We start from the raw sequence: 22,578 nt of genomic DNA, 5'->3' as shown, positions 1-22,578 counted from the left end.
GCCCGTACGGTCGGAGACATGAATGGACCGGGGGTTCGTTGGACGACGGATCAGGTGCTCGCGCTGGCTCCTGACGCCGCGTCACAGAAAGCGGGCGGCAGGCTGGCGACGGCCGGGCCGTGGTCCGGCACGGGCAGCGGGGACGGCGCCGTGTGGGGGTTGTGCAAGGGCAGCGGCAGCAAGCCGTACCAGACGGTCGTCGACACGACCGGCCCGGCGTACAAGTGCAGTTGCCCCAGCCGCAAGTTCCCGTGCAAGCACGCGCTGGGGCTGCTGCTGCTCTGGGCCGGGGACGCCGAAGCCATGGCCGACGAGACCGTCCCCGACTGGGCGGGACAGTGGCTGGAGCCCCGGCGCGAACGGGCCGAGGCGCAGCAGGCCCGGCGTGACGAGGGCGGCGGGGAGTCCCCCGCCGGGGCCGCCGACGCGGAAGCCGCCCGCCGCCGGGCGGAGCGCCGGGCCGACCGGATCTCGGCGGGCGCGACGGAGCTGGAGCAGCGGCTGACGGATCTGCTGCGCGGCGGTCTCGCCTCCGCCGAGCAGGCGGGTTACGGCCTGTGGGAGGAGACGGCGGCCCGGATGGTCGACGCCCAGGCACCGGGCCTGGCCGCGCGGGTCCGGGAGCTGGGGGCGATCCCGGGCTCCGGGCGGGACTGGCCGGTGCGACTGCTGGAGGAGTGCGCGTTGCTGCATCTGATGGACACCGCCTGGCTGGGCCGGGAGCGACTGCCCGACCCCCTGGCGGCGACCGTCCGCACCCGAGTGGGGATCAACGCGCCCGCCGACGGCACTCCGGTACGGGACCGCTGGCGAATCCTCGCGCAGTACGACTCCTCCGACGGCAAGGTCACCACCCGCCGTATCTGGGTGCACGGCACCGAGTCGGGGCGTACGGCACTGCTGCTGTCCTTCGGGGCCGCGGGCCGGTCGCCGCAGCTCGCGCTGCCGGTCGGGGGCGAGCTGTCGGGGGTGCTGGTGCCGTACCCGGGCGCCGGGCAGCTCCGGGCCGAACTCCGCGAACAGTCCGGGCTCACCGGCGGCCCGGCCGCCCCGCCGCCGGGCGGTTCGGTGACCGCCGCCCTCGACGCCTACGGGCAGGCCCTGTGCGACGACCCCTGGCTGGAGTCCTGGCCGGTGACGCTCACGGACGTCGTCCCGGTACCGGTCCCCGGCGGCAGCGGCCCGCAGTGGCAACTGGCCGACGCGAACGGCGAAGCGGCCGTCCCGCTGACGCCCGCCGCGCTCTCCCGCCCCGGCCTGTGGAAGCTCGTCTCCCTCTCCGGCGGCGCCCCGGTCACCGTCTTCGCCGAATGCGGCCATACGGGGGCGACACCCCTCGCGGCGTGGTCGCCTGCGGCTGGGCCCGAGCCGATACCGCTGGTCTAGCCGGAGGAGGTTCACCCCGGGCAGCCCGGCGCTCGGCTCTTCGGCGCCGGGCCATGGCGACACCGGCGCGGCGGGCCGGGCCCGGCCCGGAGAAGGCGACCTCACCCGGGGTCCGGCGCCGGCTCCTCGGCGCCCGGCTCCTCGGCGCCGGGCCGTGGAGACACCGGCGCGGCGGGGAGCCCTGCCTGAACCGGAGCCCGGTCGTCGGCCGGGGGAATCCCGTTCGCACGGCCGAAGCGATCCCGCGGCGGGTCCACCGGGACACCCGATCCGTCGGGCGGACCCCGGTTCATACGTCCCGCGCCCCCGGCCGGACGGCCGGAGCGATCCGGCCGCCGCCGGTTGCACAGCCCGCGCGGGCCGCCCCGCCGACCACACCCCCTTCCTTCTTGTTGTTCCGCATCCGCAGGAGAGGCCCATGTCGCAGAGCAGCACCGGCACCGAGCCCACCGGCTCCGTTCTCTGGGAGGAGCTGGTCACCTCCGCCCTGCTCGGCACGGACCGCCGGCCGCCACCGGCCGCCGTGACCAAGCCGGGCAGGGACGCGCCCGCGGACCTGCTCGACGCGGCGGCGGTCCTGACCGTCCGGCGCAGGGCCGGGCTGCGGCCCGCACGACCGGCCGAGCCGCCGGAGCCCGCGCCCGCCGACACCCGGCCCGCACTGCCCGAAGCGGCACACCGCAGACTGGGACAGCTCCTCGCGGACCGGGCCGCACCGTCGGCAGGCGGCCGCCGGGGGGCCGCACCGGATCTGACGGAGCTGCTGCCGCAGTGGCTCGCCACCGCCAACGGGCACGGCTACCGGAGCCCGGCGGCCCTGCTCCCCGCCCTGCTGGACGCCGCCCGCGCCCGGGCCGACCTGCGGCCCCAGGCACTGGCCTTCGCCGGAGTACGCGGACTGTGGCTGGCCCGCTTCAACCCCGAGTGGAAGTTCGCCCTCCGGGGCGCGGCGGGCGGCGGGGTACTCCTCCCGGACACCACCGACGCCCCCGCGGTGGAACGGCTCTGGGAAGAAGGCCTGTTCGCCGAGCGGGTCGCCCTGCTCGACGCGGTCCGGCACCAGGACCCCGCCGGGGCGCTCGCCCTGCTCTCCGGGACCTGGGCGACGGAACGCGCCGAAGACCGGCTGATGTTCCTCGACACCCTCCGCACCGAACTCTCCCCCGCGGACGAGATGTTCCTGGAACGGGCCCTCGCGGACCGCAGCCGCAATGTCCGTGCCACCGCCGCGGAACTGCTCTCCGCGCTGCCGCGCTCGGCCTTCGCCCAGCGAATGGCGGAACGCGCCGCGGCCTGTGTACGGCCCGGGCCCGCCGGGGACACCATCGCGGTCGAACCGCCCGCCGCATGCGACGCGGAGATGCAGCGCGACGGCGTCGTCCCCACCCCGCCGACCGGCCGGGGCCAACGCGCCTGGTGGCTGGGGCAGCTCGTGGAGGCCGCCCCGCTGGCGGTCTGGCCCCAGGTCCTCGGCCGCCGCACGCCCAAGGAGATCGTCAACCTGTCCGTCGCCGACGGCTGGTCCGAGGAACTGCACGCGGCCTGGTGCCGGGCGGCGGTCCGCCAGCGCGACGCGGAGTGGTCGCGCGCACTCCTCGGCACCCCCGCGAATCCGCCGGAGGCGGGGCCCGGGACGTCGTCGCTGGCGGAGCGCGCCAAGCTGCTGGCCGCCCTGCCGGAGGGCGAGCGGGCCCTGTGGGTCGCGGACTTCGTCTCCGCGCACGGACTGTCGGACGCCTTCCAGCTCCTGGGGGTCTGCGCGGTCCCCTGGGCGGAGCCGCTGGGCCACTCGGTCGTCGACGCCCTGGAGATAGCCCGCGAGGCCGGGAGCTACCCGTGGAGCTTCAGCGGGGTGATGGGGCTCGCGGAACGCTGCCTGGACCCCGGGGAGGCCGCCCGCCTCGACCTCCTCACGGGCCCGCCCGCGGAATCGGAATCGGCGTCGCCCGGCGCGGGCACGTACTGGTCGGAGGCGTTCCACCGCCTGGTCTCGACGTTGCGCTTGCGCGCGGCGATGCGGGAGGAGCTTGCGCCGTGAGGCGGGTTCGCCTCCCGCGGGAGCGCCTCCCGCTGGGGTTCCTCGCCCCGGGGGTGCGGGTCCCCTGCGGGGTGCGGGCGCGTTGGGCCCCCGGGCCCCCGGGGGCGGGGTTGCCCGCGGGGTGCGGGCGGCTCCTGCTCCTCAATCGCCGGAGGGGCTCAAAGATTGGGTGACCGTTGCTCCGTGGTGTAGGTCGCCGACCTTGTCGGGTTCGGGTGGGTCGGTGGCCTCCGGGCTCACCTCCTCGCGGCCTGCGATGCACTGCCCTCCGGCAAACCGTGCTTGTCGCAGGTCCACTGCGGGGGCGACCCTGCACCCCCCTCCCACGTGATCCCAGCATGATCAGGCCGCGAAGCCCCTGGTGAAGTCGCACGTCACGGGAGGTATTCAGGGGCGCGAGGAACTGCGCGACCAGCCGACCACGGCCCGCGGCCGGACACGCAACACCCGCCGTCAACGGCGCTCGCCGCCATCCCCGGGGCCCCGGGGCCCGGGGAAGGGAAGCCCCTGTGGACGGGCGTCCCGAATACGGGCCCACCCCGTGGCGGGTGACCGAGGAAACTCCTTGTTCCCCGGGGTCAAGTCGGGGTGATCTCCGGAGGGGGGTGCAGGGTCGCCCCCGCAGCCGGTGGCGACAAGCAGGGCTCCCCGTGGAGCGGTGCATCGCCGCCGGCGAGGAGGTGAGCCCGGAGGCCCACGACCCGGCCGCACCCGACAAGACCCCGCGCCTACCCCACGGAGTAACGCGACCCGACCACCGGAGGACCCGCACACCGCAGGGGCAGCAAGCACAGATACCCAGGGGCGCGAGGAACTGCGCGACAAGCCAGCCACGGCCCGCGGCCGGACACGCAACCCGAACCACCAACGGCGCACCCCGCACCCCAGGCCCCTAAGAGGGAGGCGAAAACGTTGTGGTGACCCAGTCGACGATCGACGTCGTCGTCGCGCCCGGCGTGAAGATCTCCGCCACCCCCTTCTCCTTCAGCGGCGCGATGTCCTCTTCGGGGATGATCCCGCCCCCGAACACCCGGATGTCCTCCGCGTCCCGTTCCTTCAGCAGTTCCAGCACCCGGGCGAAGAGCGTGTTGTGCGCGCCGGAGAGGATCGACAGGCCGATCGCGTCCGCGTCCTCCTGGATCGCGGTGTCGACGATCTGCTCGGGGGTCTGGTGGAGACCGGTGTAGATGACCTCCATGCCCGCGTCCCGCAGGGCCCGTGCGATGACCTTGGCCCCGCGGTCGTGCCCGTCGAGGCCGGGTTTGGCCACCACTACGCGGATCGGACCGGTCACACCCATCTTCGCCTCCACACACTCACTGCGCCACCGAGTGAACGATCGTTATCCACAGCATCCCGCACGGGGCCGTTTCACGGTGGACCGGGAGGGGGAAATCACATGTGGGACACGTTCGATATGCGGCGTACCCGTGGCGGAAGGCGTGCATGCCTCCCCGTGCGGGCGCGCCGCCGAAGGAGCCGCTTCCGGGTCCGTACGACGGAGCCGCACGAAAGAGCCGTACGACGGAGCCGCCCGGGGTCTCGCGCGGATGCGGGACGGGGACACCGGACGCGGTTCCGTGAGGGCGTTCGGGAGTCGGCGTCGCCTCCTGTGCGCCGGTACGGAGGCCGGCCCATGCAGGTTCTGCCCTTCATCCCCCGGAATCTCGGCCCGCTGCCGGGCCCCGACCCCATCGGCCTTCTCACCACCAGCCGCCGCACGGTGGAGCAGCTGCGTGAGCTGTGCGAGCTGCGGCTTCCGTCGACGGCCCTGCGGGCGCACGCCTTGGAGCTGGCGATTCTCGCCGGGCATCTGCTGCTCTATCCCTCGGGTCTGACCGATGAGCGGCCCGCGCCGCCTGCGGGCGATTCCCCGCCCCGGCCGGTGATCATGCTGCATGGGTTCGCGGACAACCGGTCGGTGTTCGTGCTGCTCCGCCGTTCTCTGGCCCGGCACGGCTGGCGCGATCTCCAGTGTCTGAACTACTCGCCGCTGACCTGCGATATCCGGGCGGCGGCCCAGTTGCTGGGCAGGCATGTGGAGGAGGTCTGCGCCCGCAGCGGCCGGGACGGGGTGGATCTGGTCGGCCACAGCCTGGGCGGCCTGATCGCCCGCTACTACAGTCAGTGTCTGGGCGGTGACCTGCGGGTGCGGAATGTGGTCACGCTGGGGACCCCGCACTCCGGTACCCGGGTCGCCCCGCTCGCCAGCGCTCATCCGATCGTGCGCCAGATGCGCCCGGATTCCCCGGTCATCGAGGAGCTGTGCCGCCCGGCGCCGGATTGCCGTACTCGTTTCACCAGCTTCTGGAGTGAGCTGGACCAGTGGATGGACCCGGTGGAGACGGCGCGGATCGACCACCCCGATCTCCGTACGGAGAATGTGCGGGTGACGGGGATCGGTCATCTCGCGCTGCCGGTCCATCCCGCGGTCGCCGCCCGGATCCGGGAGGTTCTCGGCGCGGCGGAGGGTGCGCCCGGGCCCGTGTCCGTCGTCGGGGAGCCGGTGGCGGTCGCCTGAGCCCACCGGCCCCGGCTCAGGCCCGAGTACCGGCCCCGGCCGGTGGGGCGGGCCACCCTTCGCCACCCCTCCCGCACCCCGGGTCGGCGCAGAGCCTCACACCCGGTGACGATTTGTCGAACGAATTTCGAACGTACGGCCAAAGCTCTCCCGCCGCCTCGCCGAAAGACGCTCGAATGCCCCTTTCCTGACCGCGTAAAACCTGCGGAAGATTGTCGACGCCGCATACCGCCGGGTACAGTCGCGCCACTGGTTTCCCCCTGGGTTCCGACTGCTCGACGACCCAGACCAGCAGTCCTGCTGCCGAGGCGAGAGAGAAGTTGGTGAACGACCAGCACGCCCACGCCGGGTACGTCGGCCACGAGACTTACCCCACCGGCAGCTACGACACCGACCCGCTCTTCGGTGCTCTTCCCGAGTCCGGCACGGACCACTCCGCCCACTACGACGCCGCCCAGTGGGACACCGGTTCCCAGCAGGCCGCGGCCCCGCAGTACGGCGGCTACGACTCCTACGGCACGGGCGCGTACGAGACCCAGGCCGGTGACCAGGCAACTGGGGGTACCTCCCAGGCCGAAGGCTTTGGGGGAGGTTACGAGTCGACGTACGGTACGACCGGCCAGTGGGACGCCACCGCCTGGACCCAGGCCGCGGACGCCGCGGCGCAGGATCCGGCCGCCGCCTACGCCTACGACAACAGCGGTTCCTGGGGAGCGCCCTCCTTCGAGTCGGGGGCCTACGACGCCACCGCGTGGAACACTGCCGCGGATGCCGAGCCCCTCCCGCTGGTACCGCAGCAGTACGCGCCCGAGCAGGAACTCGCCGGGGCGCAACAGGACTTCTCGGCCCAGGACTTCGGCGCCCCCGAGTCCGTCGTCCAGGACTTCGCGGCCCATGACTTCGGTACGCAGGAGTTCGACCCGGAGCTGATGGAGCAGCTGACGCAGCCGGTCGACGCCGGGGTCGAGGCCACCGCCGTCGTTCCCGTGGTCGACGGGGACCCGCACCACGATTCCGCCGGGCCCGAGGCCGCATCCGGTCCCGGCTACGACGGGCCGCAGGAGCACGACGGCGGCGAGGACGAGCCCGCGTACGGTTCGATCACCGGTGTCGCTCCGGTCACCCCGCGCCCGGTGCGCCGCGCGGGCAACGCGGGCCGCGGCCGGCGCCGTACCCCCGCCAAGCGTTCGGCGCTGCTGACGGTCGCCGTTCCTTCCGCCTGTGTGATGGGCGTGGCGGGTATCGCCGCCGCCTCCGTGGGCGATATCGGCGCCGAGCCGAAGCAGAAAGAGGACACCACCACCTTGGCCGCCGCCGACACCTCCACGGAGCAGATCGCGGCCAACTCCCGGATGGACACCCAGCTCGCCGCGCTGAGCGCCGAGGCCCGCGACTTCGGCGACCGCGCCTCCCGTACGCAGGAGCGCATCGACCTGAAGGCCCGCCAGGAGGCGGAGCGGCAGAAGCGCGAGGAGGAGGCCAGGAAGCGCGAGGCGCTCCGCCCCAAGTTCGCCCTGCCGGTGCAGCAGAAGGGCCTGAGCACCTACTACGGCCAGTCCGGCGTCAACTGGATGGCCCTGCACACGGGCATCGACTTCCCCGTCGACTACGGCACCGAGGTCATGGCCGCGACCGACGGCACGGTCCGTACGCAGTTCAACCGGGCCTACGGGAACATGGTCATCCTGACGGCTCCGGACGGTACCGAGACGTGGTACTGCCATCTGGCGTCGTCCAAGGTGCGCTACGGCAAGGTGAAGGCCGGTGATGTCATCGGCTATGCCGGGGACTCCGGCAACTCCACCGGCCCGCACCTCCACTTCGAGGTCCGGCCGAACGGCGGCTCGCATATCAATCCGCTGGTCTGGCTCCAGAGCAAGGGCCTGAACCCGGTCTGACGGACGGGCCGCCCCGCCCGGGCGGCCGAACCGCCCGGGCGGCCGAACCGCCCGGGCCCGCCGGTTTCCTACAGCTTCTCCACCGGTGCGTAGCGCAGGAGCAGCACCTTGGGCTTGGGGTCCCCGAAGTCGATCGTCGCCTGGGCGTTCGCGCCCCCGCCCGCGACCCCGACGACGGTCCCGAGGCCGAACTGGTCATGGGTGACCCGGTCCCCGATCGCGAGCGCGATCACCGGCCGCTCCGAGGCCCCACCGCGCCCGGTGGCGAATCCGGAGGCGGCGGAGCGCCGCCCGCCCGCATTCGCGGAGGGCATCGACGGCAGCCGGGAGCCGCCGCCGAAAGGCTTCGACGCGGTGGCGGGCGGTGCCATCGGACCCGTGCGCTTCCACTCCAGATGCTGTACGGGGATCTCTTCGAGGAACCGGGACGGCGGGTTGTACGACGGCTGGCCCCAGGCGCTGCGCATCGAGGACCGCGTCAGATACAGCCGCTCCCGGGCCCGGGTGATCCCCACGTACGCCAGCCGGCGCTCCTCCTCCAGCTCCTTGGTCTGCCCGAGGGCCCGCATATGCGGGAAGACGCCGTCCTCCATGCCGGTGAGGAAGACGACGGGGAACTCCAGGCCCTTGGCGGTGTGGAGGGTCATGAGCGTGATCACGCCGGAGCCCTCCTCGTCCTCGTCGGGGATCTGGTCGGAGTCGGCGACGAGCGCCACCTGCTCCAGGAATTCGGCGAGGGTCCCCGCGCCTTCCTCCTCCGAGCGGGCCTGTTCGAACTCCAGAGCCACCGCGGCGAGTTCCTGGAGGTTCTCGATACGGGTCTCGTCCTGGGGGTCGGTCGAGGCCTGGAGTTCGGCGAGATAGCCGGTCCGCTCCAGGACGGCTTCCAGGACGACGGCGGGGCCCGCCCCGGACTCCGTGATCGTCCGCAGCTCTTCCATCAGGACGTTGAACCGCTTGACGGCGTTGGCGGAGCGGGCGGCCATTCCGTACGCCTCGTCGACCCGGCGCAGCGCCTGCGGGAAGGTGATCTTCTCGCGGAGGGCGAGGGCGTCGATCATCGCCTCGGCGCGGTCCCCGATACCGCGCTTGGGGACGTTGAGGATCCGGCGGAGGGGGACGTTGTCCTCGGGGTTGGCGAGCACCCGCAGATAGGCCAGGACGTCCCTGACCTCCTTGCGCTCGTAGAACCGGACACCGCCGACGACCTTGTAGGGCAGGCCGACCCGGATGAAGATCTCCTCGAAGACCCGGGACTGGGCGTTGGTGCGGTAGAAGACGGCGACGTCGCCGGCCTTCGCGTCGCCCGCGTCGGTGAGCCGGTCGATCTCGTCGGCGACGAACTGGGCCTCGTCGTGTTCGGTGTCCGCGACATAGCCGGTGATCCGCGCGCCGTCGCCCGCGTTGGTCCAGAGGTTCTTGGGGCGGCGGCTCTCGTTGCGTTCGATGACGGCGTTGGCGGCGGAGAGGATGGTCTGGGTGGAGCGGTAGTTCTGCTCCAGCAGGATCGTGGTGGCGTCCGGGTAGTCCTCTTCGAACTGGAGGATGTTCCGGATGGTGGCGCCGCGGAAGGCGTAGATCGACTGGTCGGCGTCGCCGACCACGCACAGCTCGGCGGGGGGCAGATCCTCCCTGCCGGTCCCGACCAGCTCCCTGACCAGGGTGTACTGGGCGTGGTTGGTGTCCTGGTACTCGTCGACGAGGACATGGCGGAAGCGCCGCTGGTAGTGCTCCGACACATCCGGGAAGGCCTGGAGGAGGTGGACCGTGGTCATGATGATGTCGTCGAAGTCGAGGGCGTTGGCCTCACGGAGCCGCGACTGGTACATCCGGTAGGCCTCGGCGAGGGTCTTCTCGAAACCATCGGCGGCTTGATCCGCGAAGCTCTCCTCGTCGATCAGCTCGTTCTTCAGATTGGAGATCTTGGCGCTGAAGGATTTGGGCGGGAACTTCTTCGGGTCCAGGTCGAGGTCCCGGCAGACCAGGGCCATCAGCCGCTTGGAGTCCGCGGCGTCGTAGATGGAGAACGACGAGGTGAAGCCGAGCTTCTTGGACTCGCGGCGCAGGATCCGGACGCAGGCGCTGTGGAAGGTGGAGACCCACATCGCGTTGGCGCGCGGGCCGACGAGCTGCTCGACGCGCTCCTTCATCTCCCCGGCGGCCTTGTTGGTGAAGGTGATCGCCAGTATCTGGCCGGGGTGGACGTGCCGGGTGGCCAGCAGATGGGCGATGCGGTGCGTGAGCACCCGGGTCTTGCCGGAGCCGGCTCCGGCGACGATGAGCAGGGGCGAACCCGAGTGCACGACGGCGGCGCGCTGCTCGTCGTTCAGCCCTTCGAGCAGGGCCGCGGGGTCGACGACCGTACGCGGGGCGCCGTCGCGGTGGTACGCGTCACGCTCGGGCGGCAGGTCGAAAGCGCCCTGGAAGAGGTCGTCCGGAACCTCCTCCCGGGCCTGCTGCTCGGAACCCTCGCGGTCCTCGGGCGGCGGGGGCTCCTCCTCGGGCTGGAGGTTCGCCAGGAAGTCTTCGTCAAAGAGGCTGCTCATCGCTCTCCGAGTCTATGCCGGGGCACCGACAGCGGGTGGCCGTCCGCCGGAACTCCCGGCGACCGCCCCCCGCTCCCGGGCGGGCCCCGCCCGGGACGACCCGGCCGGACCGGTCAGGTCCAGATCGTGGCTATGAGGATGTTCACCGTGGTCAGACCGCCGACCGCGCCGAAGAGCGGCTTCTCCACCCGCTCGTCGTCCCGCTTGACGTACACCAGCGCCAGGATCACCACCAGGACGGCCATCTTGATGCCGATCTTGACGTTGTTCACCGTCTGGTCGTCGGCCTGGTTGAGCCCGACCAGGGCGACGCCCGTGATCAGCATCGTCAGCGCGCCGTGCAGCATCGCGGGGGTGAAGCGGGCGGTGCCCTCGCTCATCGCCTTCATCTGGGTGAGGAAGCCGCCGAGCAGGGACGCGATTCCGATGATGTGCAGGGCCACGAACACATTGATGAGTACGTCCATGGGGCGGAGCCTAATAGCCGCCGTATCACCCCTCTTCGGTCAGGGGAGCCTCATTCGCCGCTTCGGTCAGGGAAGGCCCCCGCCCCGCACTCATGGTGAGGGAACGGTCACGGAATGCGGGCGGAACTGTCCACCTTCGAACAGAATCGGTCGTTCCGCCTCCGGATCGTTACCTCAGGCCTAGCGTCCTGCCCCGGACGACTCCCCCGTAACGGGCGGTGGGGCCACAAGCCCCGGCCACCCGGGAACGGACCCGTGGGAGACCACGGGAACCGCGGAGACGCGGTCATGACGGAAAGGACGTGGACGCCCTCGTGGCAGCGCACCGCAAACCGAAGCAGGCGCGGCGTTACCCCTTCGCCGCCCGGCCCGCCGCCAGGACCGCCACCACCCTGGCGCTCGCGGGTGCGGCCACCGCCACCGCGTTCAACGGCACCGGCACCGCCGATACCGTGCTCACCCCCGCGCAGATCAAAGCCCGGGTCGACCAGCTCTACCAGGAGGCGGAGGCCGCCACCGAGGAGTACAACGGGGCGAAGGAGCGGACCGACCGGGCCCGGGAGGCACTGGACGAGCTGCGCGAGGAGAGCGCCCGCCGGGCGGAGCGGCTCAACGCCGGGCGCGACGCGCTCGGTTCGATCGCCGGGGCGCAGTACCGCGCCGGGGCCGTCGACCCCGTGATCCGGCTCGCCCTGGAGTCCGACCCGGACGGCTTTCTGGAGCGGGCCGCGGTGGACCGGCTCGTCGGGCAGCGGCAGGCGGCGGCCGTGGCGGATGTCCGGGACCGGCTCGCCGAGCTGGACCGGCTGCGGGACCGGGCCGGTCACCGGGTCGGTGAACTCCGCTCCCGGCAGGGCGAACTGGCCCGCCGCAAGGCCGTGGTGCAGCGGAAGCTGGGCGCCGCCGAACGGCTGCTCAAGCAGTTGGACACCCGGCAGCGCGCGGCCTACGACGCACCGGGCGGGGACCGGACGGGGGCCCGCCCGCCCGAGGTGACGGCGGCCTCGCCGCGTGCGGCGCGGGCCGTCGCGTACGCCTACTCCGCCCTGGGCAGGCCGTATGTGTGGGGTGCCACCGGCCCGGCCTCGTACGACTGCTCGGGGCTGACCCGCGCGGCCTGGCGTGCCGCCGGGGTGTCGCTGCCGAGGACCACGTACACGCAGATCGGCGCGGGCCGCCGGATCGACCGCTCCGAACTGGCCCCGGGCGATCTGGTCTTCTTCTATCCGGGCATCAGCCATGTCGGGCTGTACGTCGGCGGCGGCCGGATGATCCACGCGCCCCGGCCGGGCTCGACGGTGCGGATCGCCTCCGTCGACGAGATGCCGTTCGCGGGCGCGACCCGGCCCGCGTAGGAGAGCGGGGCCCGGAACCGCGCCCGGAACCGCGTCCGGTCAGATCAGCCGGCGTGCCGTCGCCCAGCGGGTCAGCTCGTGGCGGTTGGAGAGCTGGAGCTTGCGCAGCACCGCCGAGACATGGGACTCGACCGTCTTCACCGAGATGAACAGCTGTTTGGCGATCTCCTTGTACGCGTACCCCCGGGCGATCAGCCGGAGCACCTCGCGCTCCCGCTGGGTGAGCCGGTCGAGGTCCTCGTCGACCGGCGGGGCGTCCGTCGAGGCGAAGGCGTCGAGCACGAATCCGGCCAGCCGGGGGGAGAAGACGGCGTCCCCTTCCTGGACCCTGAAGATCGAATCGACCAGGTCGGTGCCGGTGATGGTCTTGGTGACATAGCCGCGGGCGCCGCCGCGGATGACCCCGATGACGTCCTCGGCCGCGTCCGAAACCGACAGGGCCAGAAAGCGGACGGGGTGTTCGGCGGCGCCCATCAGCGGGGCGCAGCGGCGCAGCACCTCCACGCCGCCGCCGCCCGGGAGGTGGACGTCGAGGAGGACGACCTCGGGGCGGGTCGCGGTGATCACGGTCACGGCCTGGTCGACGTCGGCGGCCTCGCCGACGACCTCGACCCCGGTGGTTTCGGTCCGGCCGATCTCGGCCTGGACACCGGTGCGGAACATCCGGTGGTCGTCGACGAGGACGACCCGTACCCGCCGCTCCGGACCTCCGGTCCCCTCCTCCGCCGGACCGGTCTGCCCTGCCTGCTGCGGTGTCATGCGTCCGCCCTCTCCATGGTCAGCTCCACTTCCGTGCCCTCCCCGGGCGCCGAGGTGAGCCGGGCCGTACCGCCGTTGCGCTGCATCCGGCCGACGATCGACTCCCGTACGCCCATTCTGTCCCCGGGGACGGAGTCGGGGTCGAATCCGGGTCCGCGGTCGCGGACCGAGACGAAGACCGTCCGGCCGTCGACCTCGGCGAACACCTGGACGGGACCGCCCTCGCCACCGTACTTGGCGGCGTTGACCATCGCTTCCCTGGCGGCCTGCATACAGGCGGAGAGCCCGTCGTCGAGCGGGCAGTCGCCGACGACCACGACCTCCAGCGGAACGCCGTGCTTGTCCTCGACCTCGGCGGCGGCCTTCTTCACCGCTTCGGCGAGGGTGCCGGGCTCCTCGTCCTCCTCCTTGCCGGTGCCCTCCGGCTTGTAGAGCCAGTTGCGCAGCTCGCGTTCCTGGGCCCGGGCGAGGCGGCGGACCTCGCCCGCGTCGTCGGCGTTGCGCTGGATCAGGGTGAGGGTGTGCAGGACGGAGTCGTGGACATGGGCGGCGACCTCGGCCCGCTCCTGGGCGCGGATGCGCATCGTCCGCTCCTCGGAGAGGTCCTGGGTCATCCGGACCAGCCAGGGTCCGGCGAGCAGGGCGATACCGGCGATGACGGCGATGGCGGCGGTGAGGACGTTGCCGAGCTGGGCGGCGGAGCCCCGGACGACCATGAAGACGGTCAGTCCCATACCGACGAGCCCCACGCCGACGAGGGCCCGGACGATCTGGAACAGGCGGCGGTGCCGGGAGTCGGCGGCGGTCCAGCTCGCCCGGCGGGCGTTGTCCGCCTGCCGCCACACCAGCACCACACCGGCGCCGATCAGCAGGGTCGGCCAGAGGTAGCGGTGGGCGCGGTCGGCGGTGTTGAGGTCACCGGCGAAGATCAGACAGCCGATGGCGAGGGCCATCAGCGCGAACAGCTGCCCCTTGTCGGGTTTGCGGAGCCTGCGGCGGCCGTCGTCGGCGGTCTCGAAGAGGGGGCGGTGCTGGGCGGCGGCCCGGCCGCCGATGCCGAGCGGGACGAAGACCCAGAACGCCGCGTACAGCAGGATGCCGAGGCCGTCGGCGAGCAGCAGTCCGACGAAGACCAGCCGCACCCAGGCGACGGGCACGCCCAGATGCCCGGCGAGCCCCCGGGCCACACCTCCGAGGAGCCGGCCGTCGGCGCTGCGGTAGAGCCTGCGCCACGGAGTGCCGTCCTCGGGCACGGCGGAGCGCGCCGAGCGGTCGGCGCGGTCGGCGCGCGGGGGCTCGGCGGTGGGGCGGGGCGGGGCGACGGGCATGCCCCGATCGTCACACGAACGCCTGCCCGCCGGTATCAGGGGCGACCCCGAGAACGTCCCTGAGGCGGTAGAGGAGGAGGGCGGGGGCCGGTGGGGAGGCGGCGGCGCGCGGCGGGGTGAGCAGCCGGTGCGGCAGGGGGCGGTGGTACGGCGGCGGAGCGCCGTACCCGGGCGGGCCCGGGGCGGCGGCGCCTCGCGGCGAACGGGCCCAGGCCGGGGGAGCGCGGGAACGCTGCCCACCCGGCCCGGCGGCGGCCCCTCATGGCGAAGGGACCCGGCCGCGGAGGACCGGCGCCGGTAGCGGCGGAGGCGGGCGGGGCGGCCGGGCCTCCCGGCCGGGGAGCGGCGTTCTCTCCGGGAGCGGAGCCGCCGCGGCGGGCGGGCCCCGGCGGGAGCGCCTTACGGGCGGGCCGGTGGATTTCAGGGTCGGGCCAGGGTCGTCCCCGGTGCCGTCGGCGGCCCGGTGCCGTCACCATGGAGCCATGAAGCAGCCGACCCCGACCGCGCACCCCGGCCCGTCCGACGAGACGCCCGCCGGGCCCGAGGACGTCCCGGCCGCGGAAGGGCCGGGGGCGGATCCGCGGGCCCGGCAGCTCCGGCGGGAGCAGCGCCATCGGGTCGTCGGCGGTGTCTGCGGCGGTCTCGGCCGCTACTGCGACGTCGATCCGGTGATCTTCCGGGTGGTCGTCGGGGTGCTCTCGCTGACCGGCGGTCTCGGTCTGGTCTTCTACGGTTTCGCATGGCTGCTGATCCCCGCCGAGGGCGAGGAGGAGTCCGAGGGCCGCAGGCTGATGGGCGGCCGCGTCGACGGTACGGCGCTGACCGCCGTGCTGCTGGCGCTGATCGGCTGCGGGCTGTTCCTGACCATGCTGACCAGCCCGTCGACGATAGGTTTCGCCGTCCAGCTCGCGGTCGCCACGGTCGGTGTCGCCGTCTGGTCCCGCCGCCGTACGTCGCCGCTGCCGGACGCCGGGCCCGGGGCGCCGGGGGCCGCCGGGGCGGCGCACGCCGTTCCGGACGCGCCGCCGGAGACCAAGGCGCCGCCCGCGCCGGAGAGCCCTTCGTGGTGGCGGGACCCGATCGGCAAGGACGGCCACCCTCCGCCGGTGCTGCCGGAGTATCTGTGGGGTCCGGAGGACGCCTGGGATACGGCTCCGGAGGACGGGCCGGGGAGCGGCTCGCGGGACCGGCGGGCCAAGGACCGCAGCGGGCCCCGGCCGATCGGCGGGGTGCTCTTCGGGCTCGCGGTGGCGGCCTGTGTCCTCGGCATCAAGCTGAGCTGGGACGGCAATCCGCTGGGCACCAGCCTCCAGATCGGTCTGGTGGCCGCGCTGGGCGTCTTCGGTCTGGGCCTGGTGATCAGTTCGTTCCTGGGCCGCACCGGCCTGGGCACGGTCCTGCTGACGGTCGTCACCGCCCTGCTGCTGGCGGGATCCGCGGCGCTTCCCAAGAACATCGGTACGGACTGGCAGCGCACGACCTGGCGGCCGGCCGCGCTCGCCGCCGTCCAGCCCTCGTACGAACTGGGTGCCGGGATCGCCGTGCTGGACCTGTCGAAACTGCCGCTGACGACCGGGGTGACGGTGACGACCGGCGCCGAGGTGGGGCTGGGCAAGGCGAAGGTGATCGTCCCGGCGAACGTCGAGGTGAAGCTGCGGGCCGAGGCCGGTGTCGGGGACATCGAACTGCCGGAGGATCCGAAGGACGATATCGACGTCTCCCCCGGTCAGGAGCGCCGGGTGACCCTGCCCGCGCCCGCCGGGAAGACCCCGGGCGCCGCGCCGCAGGGAGGCACGGTCGAGTTGCACATCCAGGTCGGTGTCGGACAGGTGGAGGTGGCCCGTGCAGCGCCCTGACGAACGCCCTGAACAACGCCCTGGCAGAGAGCACCGGACGGTTTCCGGCGGCTTCGCGGGCCGGGGACCCGGCGGTGCGGGCCCCGCGCCCGGCGGGGGCGGCACAACTCCCTCGTACCGCACGGAGAACACGGAGAACACAGGAAACACGGGAAGCACAGGGAGCACCGGCCCCGCCGGTCGCGTCGGTCGCGTCGGTCGCGTCGGTGTCACTGGGGTGCCCCGGCGCCCCGGCAGCACCAGCACCGGCCCCGGCGGCCCGCAGGCGGCTGCGGCGGACGGCGGCGGGAAGTGCCGCCCGCTGCTGCACGGCTTCCAGCCCGGCCGGGCCGTCGCCGGGCTCGCCGCCCTGGCCGCGACGCTGCTGTTCGCGGGCGATGCGGCCGGAAGCTGGAGCACACCGTGGTTCGTGGTGTTCCCGGTGGTCTTCGGCGGTCTGGCGCTGGCCGCCGGAGCGGGCCTCACCCACTACACCCTGCGCCGCCGCCTCGCGATGAGCGCGTCCAGGGAAGGCGCGGCCGCCCCGGCGAGCACCAGCGGCAGCCAGGCCATCAGATAGGCCAGGTCGTTGCCGTAGTAGTACGGCTCGGTCTGCCAGCTGACGGTCAGCCAGAGGCTCAGCGAGATCAGCGCCCCGCCGAGCGCGGCGAGCCGGCCCAGCAGGCCGACGAGGGTGCCGACGCCCACGGCGATCTCGCCCCAGGCGATGGCCTCGCCGAAGGCCACCGGGTTCTCCAGGGCCCGGTCGACCAGCCAGGGGACGGCGGAACCGTCCCTGATGCCCCGCATCAGCTCACCGATGGAGCCGGTGCCGGACGCCGCCAGGAACGCCTTGTCGTCGAGCTTGTCGAGCCCGGCGTAGACGAAGGTCACTCCGAGGAAGATCCGCAGGGGCAGCAGGGCATGACGGACACCCAGCTCCCGCGCCCGCTGCCACCACCCCCGCCACCGGGAGAGAAGACCGCCGCCTCCGGTGTCCGCCCCCGCGCCGCCCTGCCGCCGTGTATGCGCCATCGCCCGTCAGTCTCCCTCCGGATCGGCCCGCCGTAGCCCGCCGGACCTCGTCGTACCCCGGTCACCGTCACAGACCATACGTACGGGGGCCCCGGACGGCTCACCGGAAGTGATGCCCCTCTCTCCCGCCCCCGTCCCACCCCTGTCCGTAACATCCGCCTGCCGTCAGCTCGCGCCACAGCGGCTGGAAGCTGACCCAGGCCGCGAGGTCGGTGCCCAACTGCTCCCGGGTGGCGACTGCGTCACGGTGTCCGATCGGTACGGGCTTCCCGGCCGCACGCGCCGTGAGCTGCACCTGGGCGCAGCGCTCCAGGGACAGGAACCACCAGACGGCCGCGTCCACCGAGCCGCCGACGGTCAGCAGTCCGTGGTTGCGCAGGACGAGGGCCTTGCGGGGGCCGAGGGCGGCGGCGATCCGGCGGCCCTCCGCCTCGTCGACGGCGACCCCGGTGTACGCGTTCATCAGCGCATGGTCCTCGTAGAAGGCGCACGCCTCCTGGGTGAGGGGTTCGACGAGTTCACCGAGGGCGGCGAGCGCCCGCCCGTGGACGGTGTGGGTGTGGACGACGGCGACGGTGTCCGGCCGGGCGAGATGCACCGCCGCATGGACGGCGAAGGCGGCCTGGTTGATGTGCCGCTGCCCGTCGACGACCTGCCCTCGGGCGTTGGCCAGGACCAGATCGGCCGGGGTGACCAGGGAGAACGGCAGTCCGAAGGGGTTCACCCAGAAGCAGTCGGCCAGTTCGGGATCGCGGGCGGTGAGATGGCCGGAGACCCCGTCCTCGCAGCCGTACCGGCCGAGGATCCGCAGCGCCCCGGCGAGCCGCTCCTTGCGGTGGGCCCGTTCGGCGGCCGGGGTGTCGTGGACGGGCGGCAGGTCGAAGCCGAGCCGTGCGACGGGTACGGGTACGGGCGCGGGGCCCGAAGGAACGGCAGGGGGTACGGAGACGGGCGGAGGCGCGGGCTTCTGCTGCGTCATGCGCGGACGGTAGCGCGCGGCCCCCGAGGTGACCAGAGACATGCGCCCCGGGCGCCCCGGGGAACGGCCCCGGGGAATGCGGCGCGCCCCCGCGGAGGAGTTCCGCGGGGGCGCGCCGGGGCCTTGCCCGGGGGCCATCAGGTCAGGGACCTTGCCCAGGGCCCAGGGGGTCTCAGGGAGTTCCCCGGAGGGGGCTCACTCCCATTCGATGGTCCCCGGCGGCTTGCTGGTGACGTCGAGGACGACCCGGTTGACGTCGGCGACCTCGTTGGTGATCCGCGTCGAGATGCGGGCGAGCACCTCGTACGGCATCCGGGTCCAGTCCGCGGTCATCGCGTCCTCGGAGGAGACCGGGCGCAGCACGATCGGGTGGCCGTAGGTCCGGCCGTCGCCCTGGACGCCGACGCTGCGGACATCGGCGAGGAGGACCACCGGGCACTGCCAGATCTCGCGGTCGAGCCCGGCCGCGGTCAGCTCCTCACGGGCGATGGCGTCCGCCTCGCGCAGCAGGTCGAGCCGCTCGCGGGTGACCTCGCCGACGATCCGGATGCCGAGGCCCGGGCCGGGGAACGGCTGCCGCTGGACGATCTCCTCCGGCAGGCCCAGCTCCTGGCCGACCATCCGGACCTCGTCCTTGAACAGCTTCCGCAGCGGTTCGATCAGCTCGAACTCCAGATCGTCCGGGAGTCCGCCGACGTTGTGGTGGGACTTGATGTTGGCGGTGCCGGTGCCGCCGCCGGATTCGACGACATCGGGGTAGAGGGTGCCCTGGACGAGGAAGGCGACGTCCTCGCCGCCGGCCGCGCCCTCGGCGACGATCTCGGCCTGCGCCTGCTCGAAGACCCGGATGAACTCCCGGCCGATGATCTTCCGCTTCTCCTCGGGGTCGCTGACCCCGGCGAGCGCGGTCAGGAACCGCTCCTGGGCGTCGACGACCTTCAGCTGGACGCCGGTGGCGGCCACGAAGTCCTTCTCGACCTGCTCGGTCTCGCCCTTGCGCATCAGGCCGTGGTCGACGTACACGCAGGTGAGCTGGGAGCCGATGGCCTTCTGGACCAGGGCGGCGGCCACGGCGGAGTCCACGCCTCCGGAGAGTCCGCAGATGGCGCGCTTGCTGCCGACCTGCTCCCGGATGGCGGCGATCTGCTCGTCGATCACATTGCCGGTGGTCCACGAGGGCTCGATGCCCGCACCCCGGTAGAGGAAGTGCTCCAGCACCTGCTGGCCGTAGGTGGAGTGCATCACCTCGGGGTGGTGCTGCACGCCGTAGAGCTTCTTCTCGTCGTTCTCGAAGGCGGCGACCGGCACCACGTCGGTGGCGGCGGTGACGGTGAAGCCCTCGGGCGCGGCGGAGCAGGCGTCGCCGTGCGACATCCACACCGGCTGCTCGGCGGGCGTGCCCTCGAAGAGCGTCGAACCGGTCTTGGTGACCTTGAGCGGGGTACGGCCGTACTCACGGGAGCCGGTGTTGTCGACCGTGCCGCCGAGGGTCGTGGCCATCAGCTGGAAGCCGTAACACATGCCGAAGACCGGGATCCCGGCCTCGAAGATCGCCCGGTCGAGGCGGGGCGCGCCTTCCGCGTAGACGGAGGACGGGCCGCCGGAGAGGATGATCGCCCTGGGCTTCTTCGCCAGCATCTCGGCCACCGGCATGGTGGACGGCACGATCTCGGAGTAGACCCGGGCCTCACGGACGCGGCGGGCGATGAGCTGGGCGTACTGCGCGCCGAAGTCGACGACGAGTACGACATCGGGCGCGGCGGGGGACGCAGAGGACACTGGCGGCCTTCCGGCGGGAGCTGGCGGGGGGTCGGGTGTATCCGATTCTACTGGGGTTCCACCGGGGACCGGACGCCTCGGCGGGCCGCACACGGATGGTACGCAGGGGCCCACAGCGGGTCCCCGGCGAGCGGAGAGCCACAGGCCCGCGGCAGGGCGGAGGGACGGCTGCGGCGCGGCGGAGGGCGCGGGGCGGCGGCCGGGGTGGTGCGTCTCACGATCCGGCCCGGTTTTTGACGACCCGCCCCGGAGGGCCCGATACTGGCTGCCATGCGTCAGCACTCGACCTCCGTCTTTACCTATGGCACCGGCCCGTCCGGCTGCCATGGTCGTGCTGCTTGAGCTACTGACAAGCGACTTCGACACAGCGCCCCGGCCGGGAACGGTCCGGGGCGCTCTGTCGTTTCCGGACCCCTTCCGGCCGGGCGCCCCGACCCTCCGAGGAGCCCCCGTGTCCACCTCCACCACCCTCCCCCAGGCCGCCCAGACCCCGCAGACCCCCGCCGAGATCACCGGCGCCCGCACCCCCGAGGCCGCGGAGCTGATCAGCGGCGCCAGGGAGCGGATCGACGCGCTCGACGACCGGATCATCGGCCTGGTCCAGGAACGGATGGCGATCTCCGCCGTCATCCAGGACGCCCGGGTCGCCTCCGGCGGCCGCCGGGTCAACCTCTCCCGCGAGATGGACGTCCTCACCCACTTCCGGGACGCGCTCGGCAAGCCGGGGACGACGCTCGCGCTGACGATCCTGGAGCTGTGCCGGGGCCGGGTCTGACCCCGTACTCCCGAGGCCGTATCTGAGTTCGGGTGCGCTCTCACCCGTACGGCACCGTGACCGCCGGGGACGGGGCTTCGTTGGTCCCGGTGCCGTGCCAGCCAGGGGCGGCCCCGCAGGAGAACCACGCGTGGCTCCGCTGGCGCGTGTGACGTACGCGAGTACGTCGTGGGACCTCGCGCCAGCGCGCGTGACCGGTCGGCAGGGGACAGCAGCCCGGTCACTCCGGCGGCCGGTTCCGGGGACGCCCGGAACCGGCCGCAGTCCGTCCGGACGTCCGTACGCCGCTCCCGCGACCACCCCGCGCCCGGGCACCCGGCCGTCCCGCCGGCGCTCCGGACAACGGAGCACTGCATCACCGCACCACCCGGACCTCTCCCCCGCGGCGCACCCCCCCTCCGTCGCCGCCCAGGGCCCCGCGGCACGCGTCCCGCGGGGCCCTCTCCCGTCCGGCCGGACAGCGGGACCGGCGGTGGTCCCGCATTCGCCCACCGCCGGTGATATGGGCCACATAAATTTCTCGTCAGTTTTCTACAACCTTTTCGGCCACTTCTCGGTCGTTCTTGGCGTATCTGTGATCACTTCTATGTCTTCGCGTCCGTCGCAGCACGGAAGTCAGCGGATATTCCATGATCGAATGCTGCCTTCGCGTGGTGTTCGTACCGCCGAGCACTGAGGTCTTATGAAGCTCCGTCGTGCCGCGGCCTTCGCCGCGGCGTCCGCCGTCCTGGCCCCCCTTGCCCTGCTGTCGGCTCCGGCCGCGCTGGCCACGGGGGTGACCGATCCCGCGTCCACCACCGGTACGAGCACACCGGGCACGCCGGAGTCGGATCCGGCGAAGGACCCGGCAACGGACCCGGCGAAGGAGTCGGCCGGACAGCAGGGCGGCGCGGCCGGAGAGACTCGGCCGGAAGCCGGCGGCGAGGGCGAGGGCGAGGGTCAGGGCGAGCAGAAGCCCGCTGAGCCGCAGACCGGCGGCGAGAAGCCCGAGGGCGGCGAACCGGGCACCGCCCCCGGCAATGGGCAGCCGCCGGGTACCACCCCCGACAGCGGCAAGCCGCCCAAGAACGAAGAAGAGGGTGAAGAAGGTGGCGTGGACGAGTGCGCCACCGAGGTCGAGTCCAAGGACCTGAAGACGAACCTGCGCGGTCTGCCGTCGAAGGTCGTCGCGGGCAGCGGCTGGCAGAACTTCTCCTACCGCGTGACCAACGACTCCAAGAAGGCGATGGAGTCCGTCACGGCCTATCTGCTCGTCGAGGCCTACACGCACGACTACGAGGACGAGACCCTCAAGTACGTCACCCTGCAGGCGAAGTACAACGGCGCCTGGGAGAAGTTCGACGTCGAGGAGGGCTACCTCGGTGACACCGAGAAGCTGGACGCCGGCGAGTACGCCGAGCTGGAGCTGCGGCTGAAGGTCGACGGCAAGGCCCCGGCCGGAGTCGCGTTCCTCATGACGCTCGGCGTGCACGTCGACGAGAAGAACAACTGCGAGTACGGCAAGGACGTCGAGTACGGCTTCGAAATCCTCCCGGCGGGCAGCAAGCCGTCCGGCGGGGACGCCGAGGGCAAGCCCGGCAAGGGCAAGCCGGACAAGACCGGCAAGCCCGGCTCCTCCGGCGGCGGCACCGAGCCCCAGGGCGGCCGCAAGGACGTGCCGGTGACCGGCAACCTGGCCGCGACCGGCTCGTCCGACGCGCTCCCGGTCATCGGGATCACGGGCGGCGTCGCCGTGCTGGCCGGTGCCGGTGTCGTCTTCGCGCTGAAGCGCCGCCGGGGCGACGCGACCGCCTGAACCCGATCGTCCACGGGCCGCCGGGCCCGTGGATGACCGGACCCCGACACAGAGGGGCCGCTGCGCTCGGAGGGGGGCGCAG

At 72.9% G+C, this 22,578-nt stretch carries 17 protein-coding genes; 9 read left to right on the top strand and 8 right to left on the bottom strand.

Going from position 1 to position 22,578, the window contains the following annotated elements; all coding sequences use genetic code 11:
- Positions 1-18 precede the first annotated feature (18 nt).
- Together B7R87_RS20610 and B7R87_RS20605 are read left to right on the top strand one after the other, a co-directional pair.
- A complete protein-coding gene (locus B7R87_RS20610) occupies positions 19-1,386 on the top strand; it encodes an SWIM zinc finger family protein (protein WP_130584890.1) in 1,368 nt (455 codons plus the stop codon).
- Between the two features lie 418 nt (positions 1,387-1,804).
- The gene (locus B7R87_RS20605; protein ID WP_130584891.1) at positions 1,805-3,424 is read left to right on the top strand and encodes a DUF5691 domain-containing protein; all 1,620 of its coding nucleotides are present in this window, start codon (positions 1,805-1,807) and stop codon (positions 3,422-3,424) included.
- Positions 3,425-4,316: 892 nt separating this feature from the next.
- On the opposite strand, the gene B7R87_RS20600 is transcribed toward B7R87_RS20605, so the two are convergent.
- Positions 4,317-4,724 carry a cobalamin B12-binding domain-containing protein gene (locus B7R87_RS20600; protein WP_040914777.1) on the bottom strand — a complete coding sequence of 136 codons (408 nt, stop codon included), beginning with the start codon at positions 4,722-4,724 and terminating at the stop codon, positions 4,317-4,319.
- 336 nt (positions 4,725-5,060) lie between these two features.
- Here B7R87_RS20600 and B7R87_RS20595 point away from each other — a divergent pair, with 336 nt between their 5' ends.
- Both B7R87_RS20595 and B7R87_RS20590 read left to right on the top strand, forming a co-directional pair.
- Positions 5,061-5,945, top strand: a complete 885-nt coding sequence (locus tag B7R87_RS20595; protein WP_006347141.1) for an esterase/lipase family protein — start codon at positions 5,061-5,063, stop codon at positions 5,943-5,945.
- A gap of 323 nt (positions 5,946-6,268) precedes the next feature.
- The gene (locus B7R87_RS20590; RefSeq protein ID WP_006347142.1) at positions 6,269-7,843 is read left to right on the top strand and encodes a M23 family metallopeptidase; all 1,575 of its coding nucleotides are present in this window, start codon (positions 6,269-6,271) and stop codon (positions 7,841-7,843) included.
- 68 nt (positions 7,844-7,911) lie between these two features.
- Here B7R87_RS20590 and pcrA read toward each other — a convergent pair whose 3' ends face one another.
- Together pcrA and B7R87_RS20580 are read right to left on the bottom strand one after the other, a co-directional pair.
- Positions 7,912-10,389 (bottom strand): DNA helicase PcrA, encoded by a 2,478-nt coding sequence (gene pcrA, locus B7R87_RS20585; RefSeq protein ID WP_006347143.1) that lies wholly within the window; start codon positions 10,387-10,389, stop codon positions 7,912-7,914.
- 113 nt (positions 10,390-10,502) lie between these two features.
- Positions 10,503-10,856 carry a hypothetical protein gene (locus tag B7R87_RS20580; protein WP_006347144.1) on the bottom strand — a complete coding sequence of 118 codons (354 nt, stop codon included), beginning with the start codon at positions 10,854-10,856 and terminating at the stop codon, positions 10,503-10,505.
- Between the two features lie 302 nt (positions 10,857-11,158).
- Here B7R87_RS20580 and B7R87_RS20575 point away from each other — a divergent pair, with 302 nt between their 5' ends.
- The gene (locus B7R87_RS20575) at positions 11,159-12,211 is read left to right on the top strand and encodes a C40 family peptidase (RefSeq protein WP_006347145.1); all 1,053 of its coding nucleotides are present in this window, start codon (positions 11,159-11,161) and stop codon (positions 12,209-12,211) included.
- Positions 12,212-12,250: 39 nt separating this feature from the next.
- On the opposite strand, the gene B7R87_RS20570 is transcribed toward B7R87_RS20575, so the two are convergent.
- Positions 12,251-12,970, bottom strand: a complete 720-nt coding sequence (locus B7R87_RS20570; RefSeq protein ID WP_006347146.1) for a LuxR C-terminal-related transcriptional regulator — start codon at positions 12,968-12,970, stop codon at positions 12,251-12,253.
- Positions 12,967-14,298, bottom strand: coding sequence for an ATP-binding protein (locus tag B7R87_RS20565; protein WP_130584892.1), 1,332 nt, complete (start codon positions 14,296-14,298; stop codon positions 12,967-12,969). Before B7R87_RS20565 ends, B7R87_RS20570 begins: the two co-directional genes overlap by 4 nt.
- A 482-nt stretch (positions 14,299-14,780) precedes the next feature.
- Here B7R87_RS20565 and B7R87_RS20560 point away from each other — a divergent pair, with 482 nt between their 5' ends.
- Positions 14,781-16,154, top strand: a complete 1,374-nt coding sequence (locus B7R87_RS20560; RefSeq protein WP_130584893.1) for a PspC domain-containing protein — start codon at positions 14,781-14,783, stop codon at positions 16,152-16,154.
- Between the two features lie 217 nt (positions 16,155-16,371).
- Positions 16,372-16,713: a hypothetical protein gene (locus B7R87_RS20555; RefSeq protein ID WP_332903356.1), complete on the top strand. Its 342-nt coding sequence runs from the start codon at positions 16,372-16,374 to the stop codon at positions 16,711-16,713.
- On the opposite strand, the gene B7R87_RS20550 is transcribed toward B7R87_RS20555, so the two are convergent.
- The 3 genes from B7R87_RS20550 to guaA all read right to left on the bottom strand — a co-directional run bounded on the left by B7R87_RS20550 (position 16,623) and on the right by guaA (position 19,926).
- Positions 16,623-17,168 carry a DoxX family protein gene (locus B7R87_RS20550; protein ID WP_006347149.1) on the bottom strand — a complete coding sequence of 182 codons (546 nt, stop codon included), beginning with the start codon at positions 17,166-17,168 and terminating at the stop codon, positions 16,623-16,625. The genes B7R87_RS20555 and B7R87_RS20550 overlap by 91 nt on opposite strands.
- Before the next feature lie 100 nt (positions 17,169-17,268).
- Positions 17,269-18,147 (bottom strand): class II aldolase/adducin family protein, encoded by an 879-nt coding sequence (locus B7R87_RS20545; RefSeq protein ID WP_045852898.1) that lies wholly within the window; start codon positions 18,145-18,147, stop codon positions 17,269-17,271.
- 195 nt (positions 18,148-18,342) lie between these two features.
- Positions 18,343-19,926: a glutamine-hydrolyzing GMP synthase gene (guaA, locus tag B7R87_RS20540; protein ID WP_006347151.1), complete on the bottom strand. Its 1,584-nt coding sequence runs from the start codon at positions 19,924-19,926 to the stop codon at positions 18,343-18,345.
- A gap of 451 nt (positions 19,927-20,377) precedes the next feature.
- Here guaA and B7R87_RS20535 point away from each other — a divergent pair, with 451 nt between their 5' ends.
- Both B7R87_RS20535 and B7R87_RS20530 read left to right on the top strand, forming a co-directional pair.
- Positions 20,378-20,701, top strand: a complete 324-nt coding sequence (locus B7R87_RS20535; protein WP_006347152.1) for a chorismate mutase — start codon at positions 20,378-20,380, stop codon at positions 20,699-20,701.
- Between the two features lie 682 nt (positions 20,702-21,383).
- Complete coding sequence (locus B7R87_RS20530; protein WP_006347153.1) at positions 21,384-22,496, top strand: hypothetical protein; 1,113 nt, start codon at positions 21,384-21,386, stop codon at positions 22,494-22,496.
- Positions 22,497-22,578 lie beyond the last annotated feature (82 nt).

Source organism: Streptomyces tsukubensis (assembly GCF_003932715.1).
GTDB lineage: Bacteria > Actinomycetota > Actinomycetes > Streptomycetales > Streptomycetaceae > Streptomyces > Streptomyces tsukubensis.
This window is presented reverse-complemented; position numbering and strand designations above follow the sequence as displayed.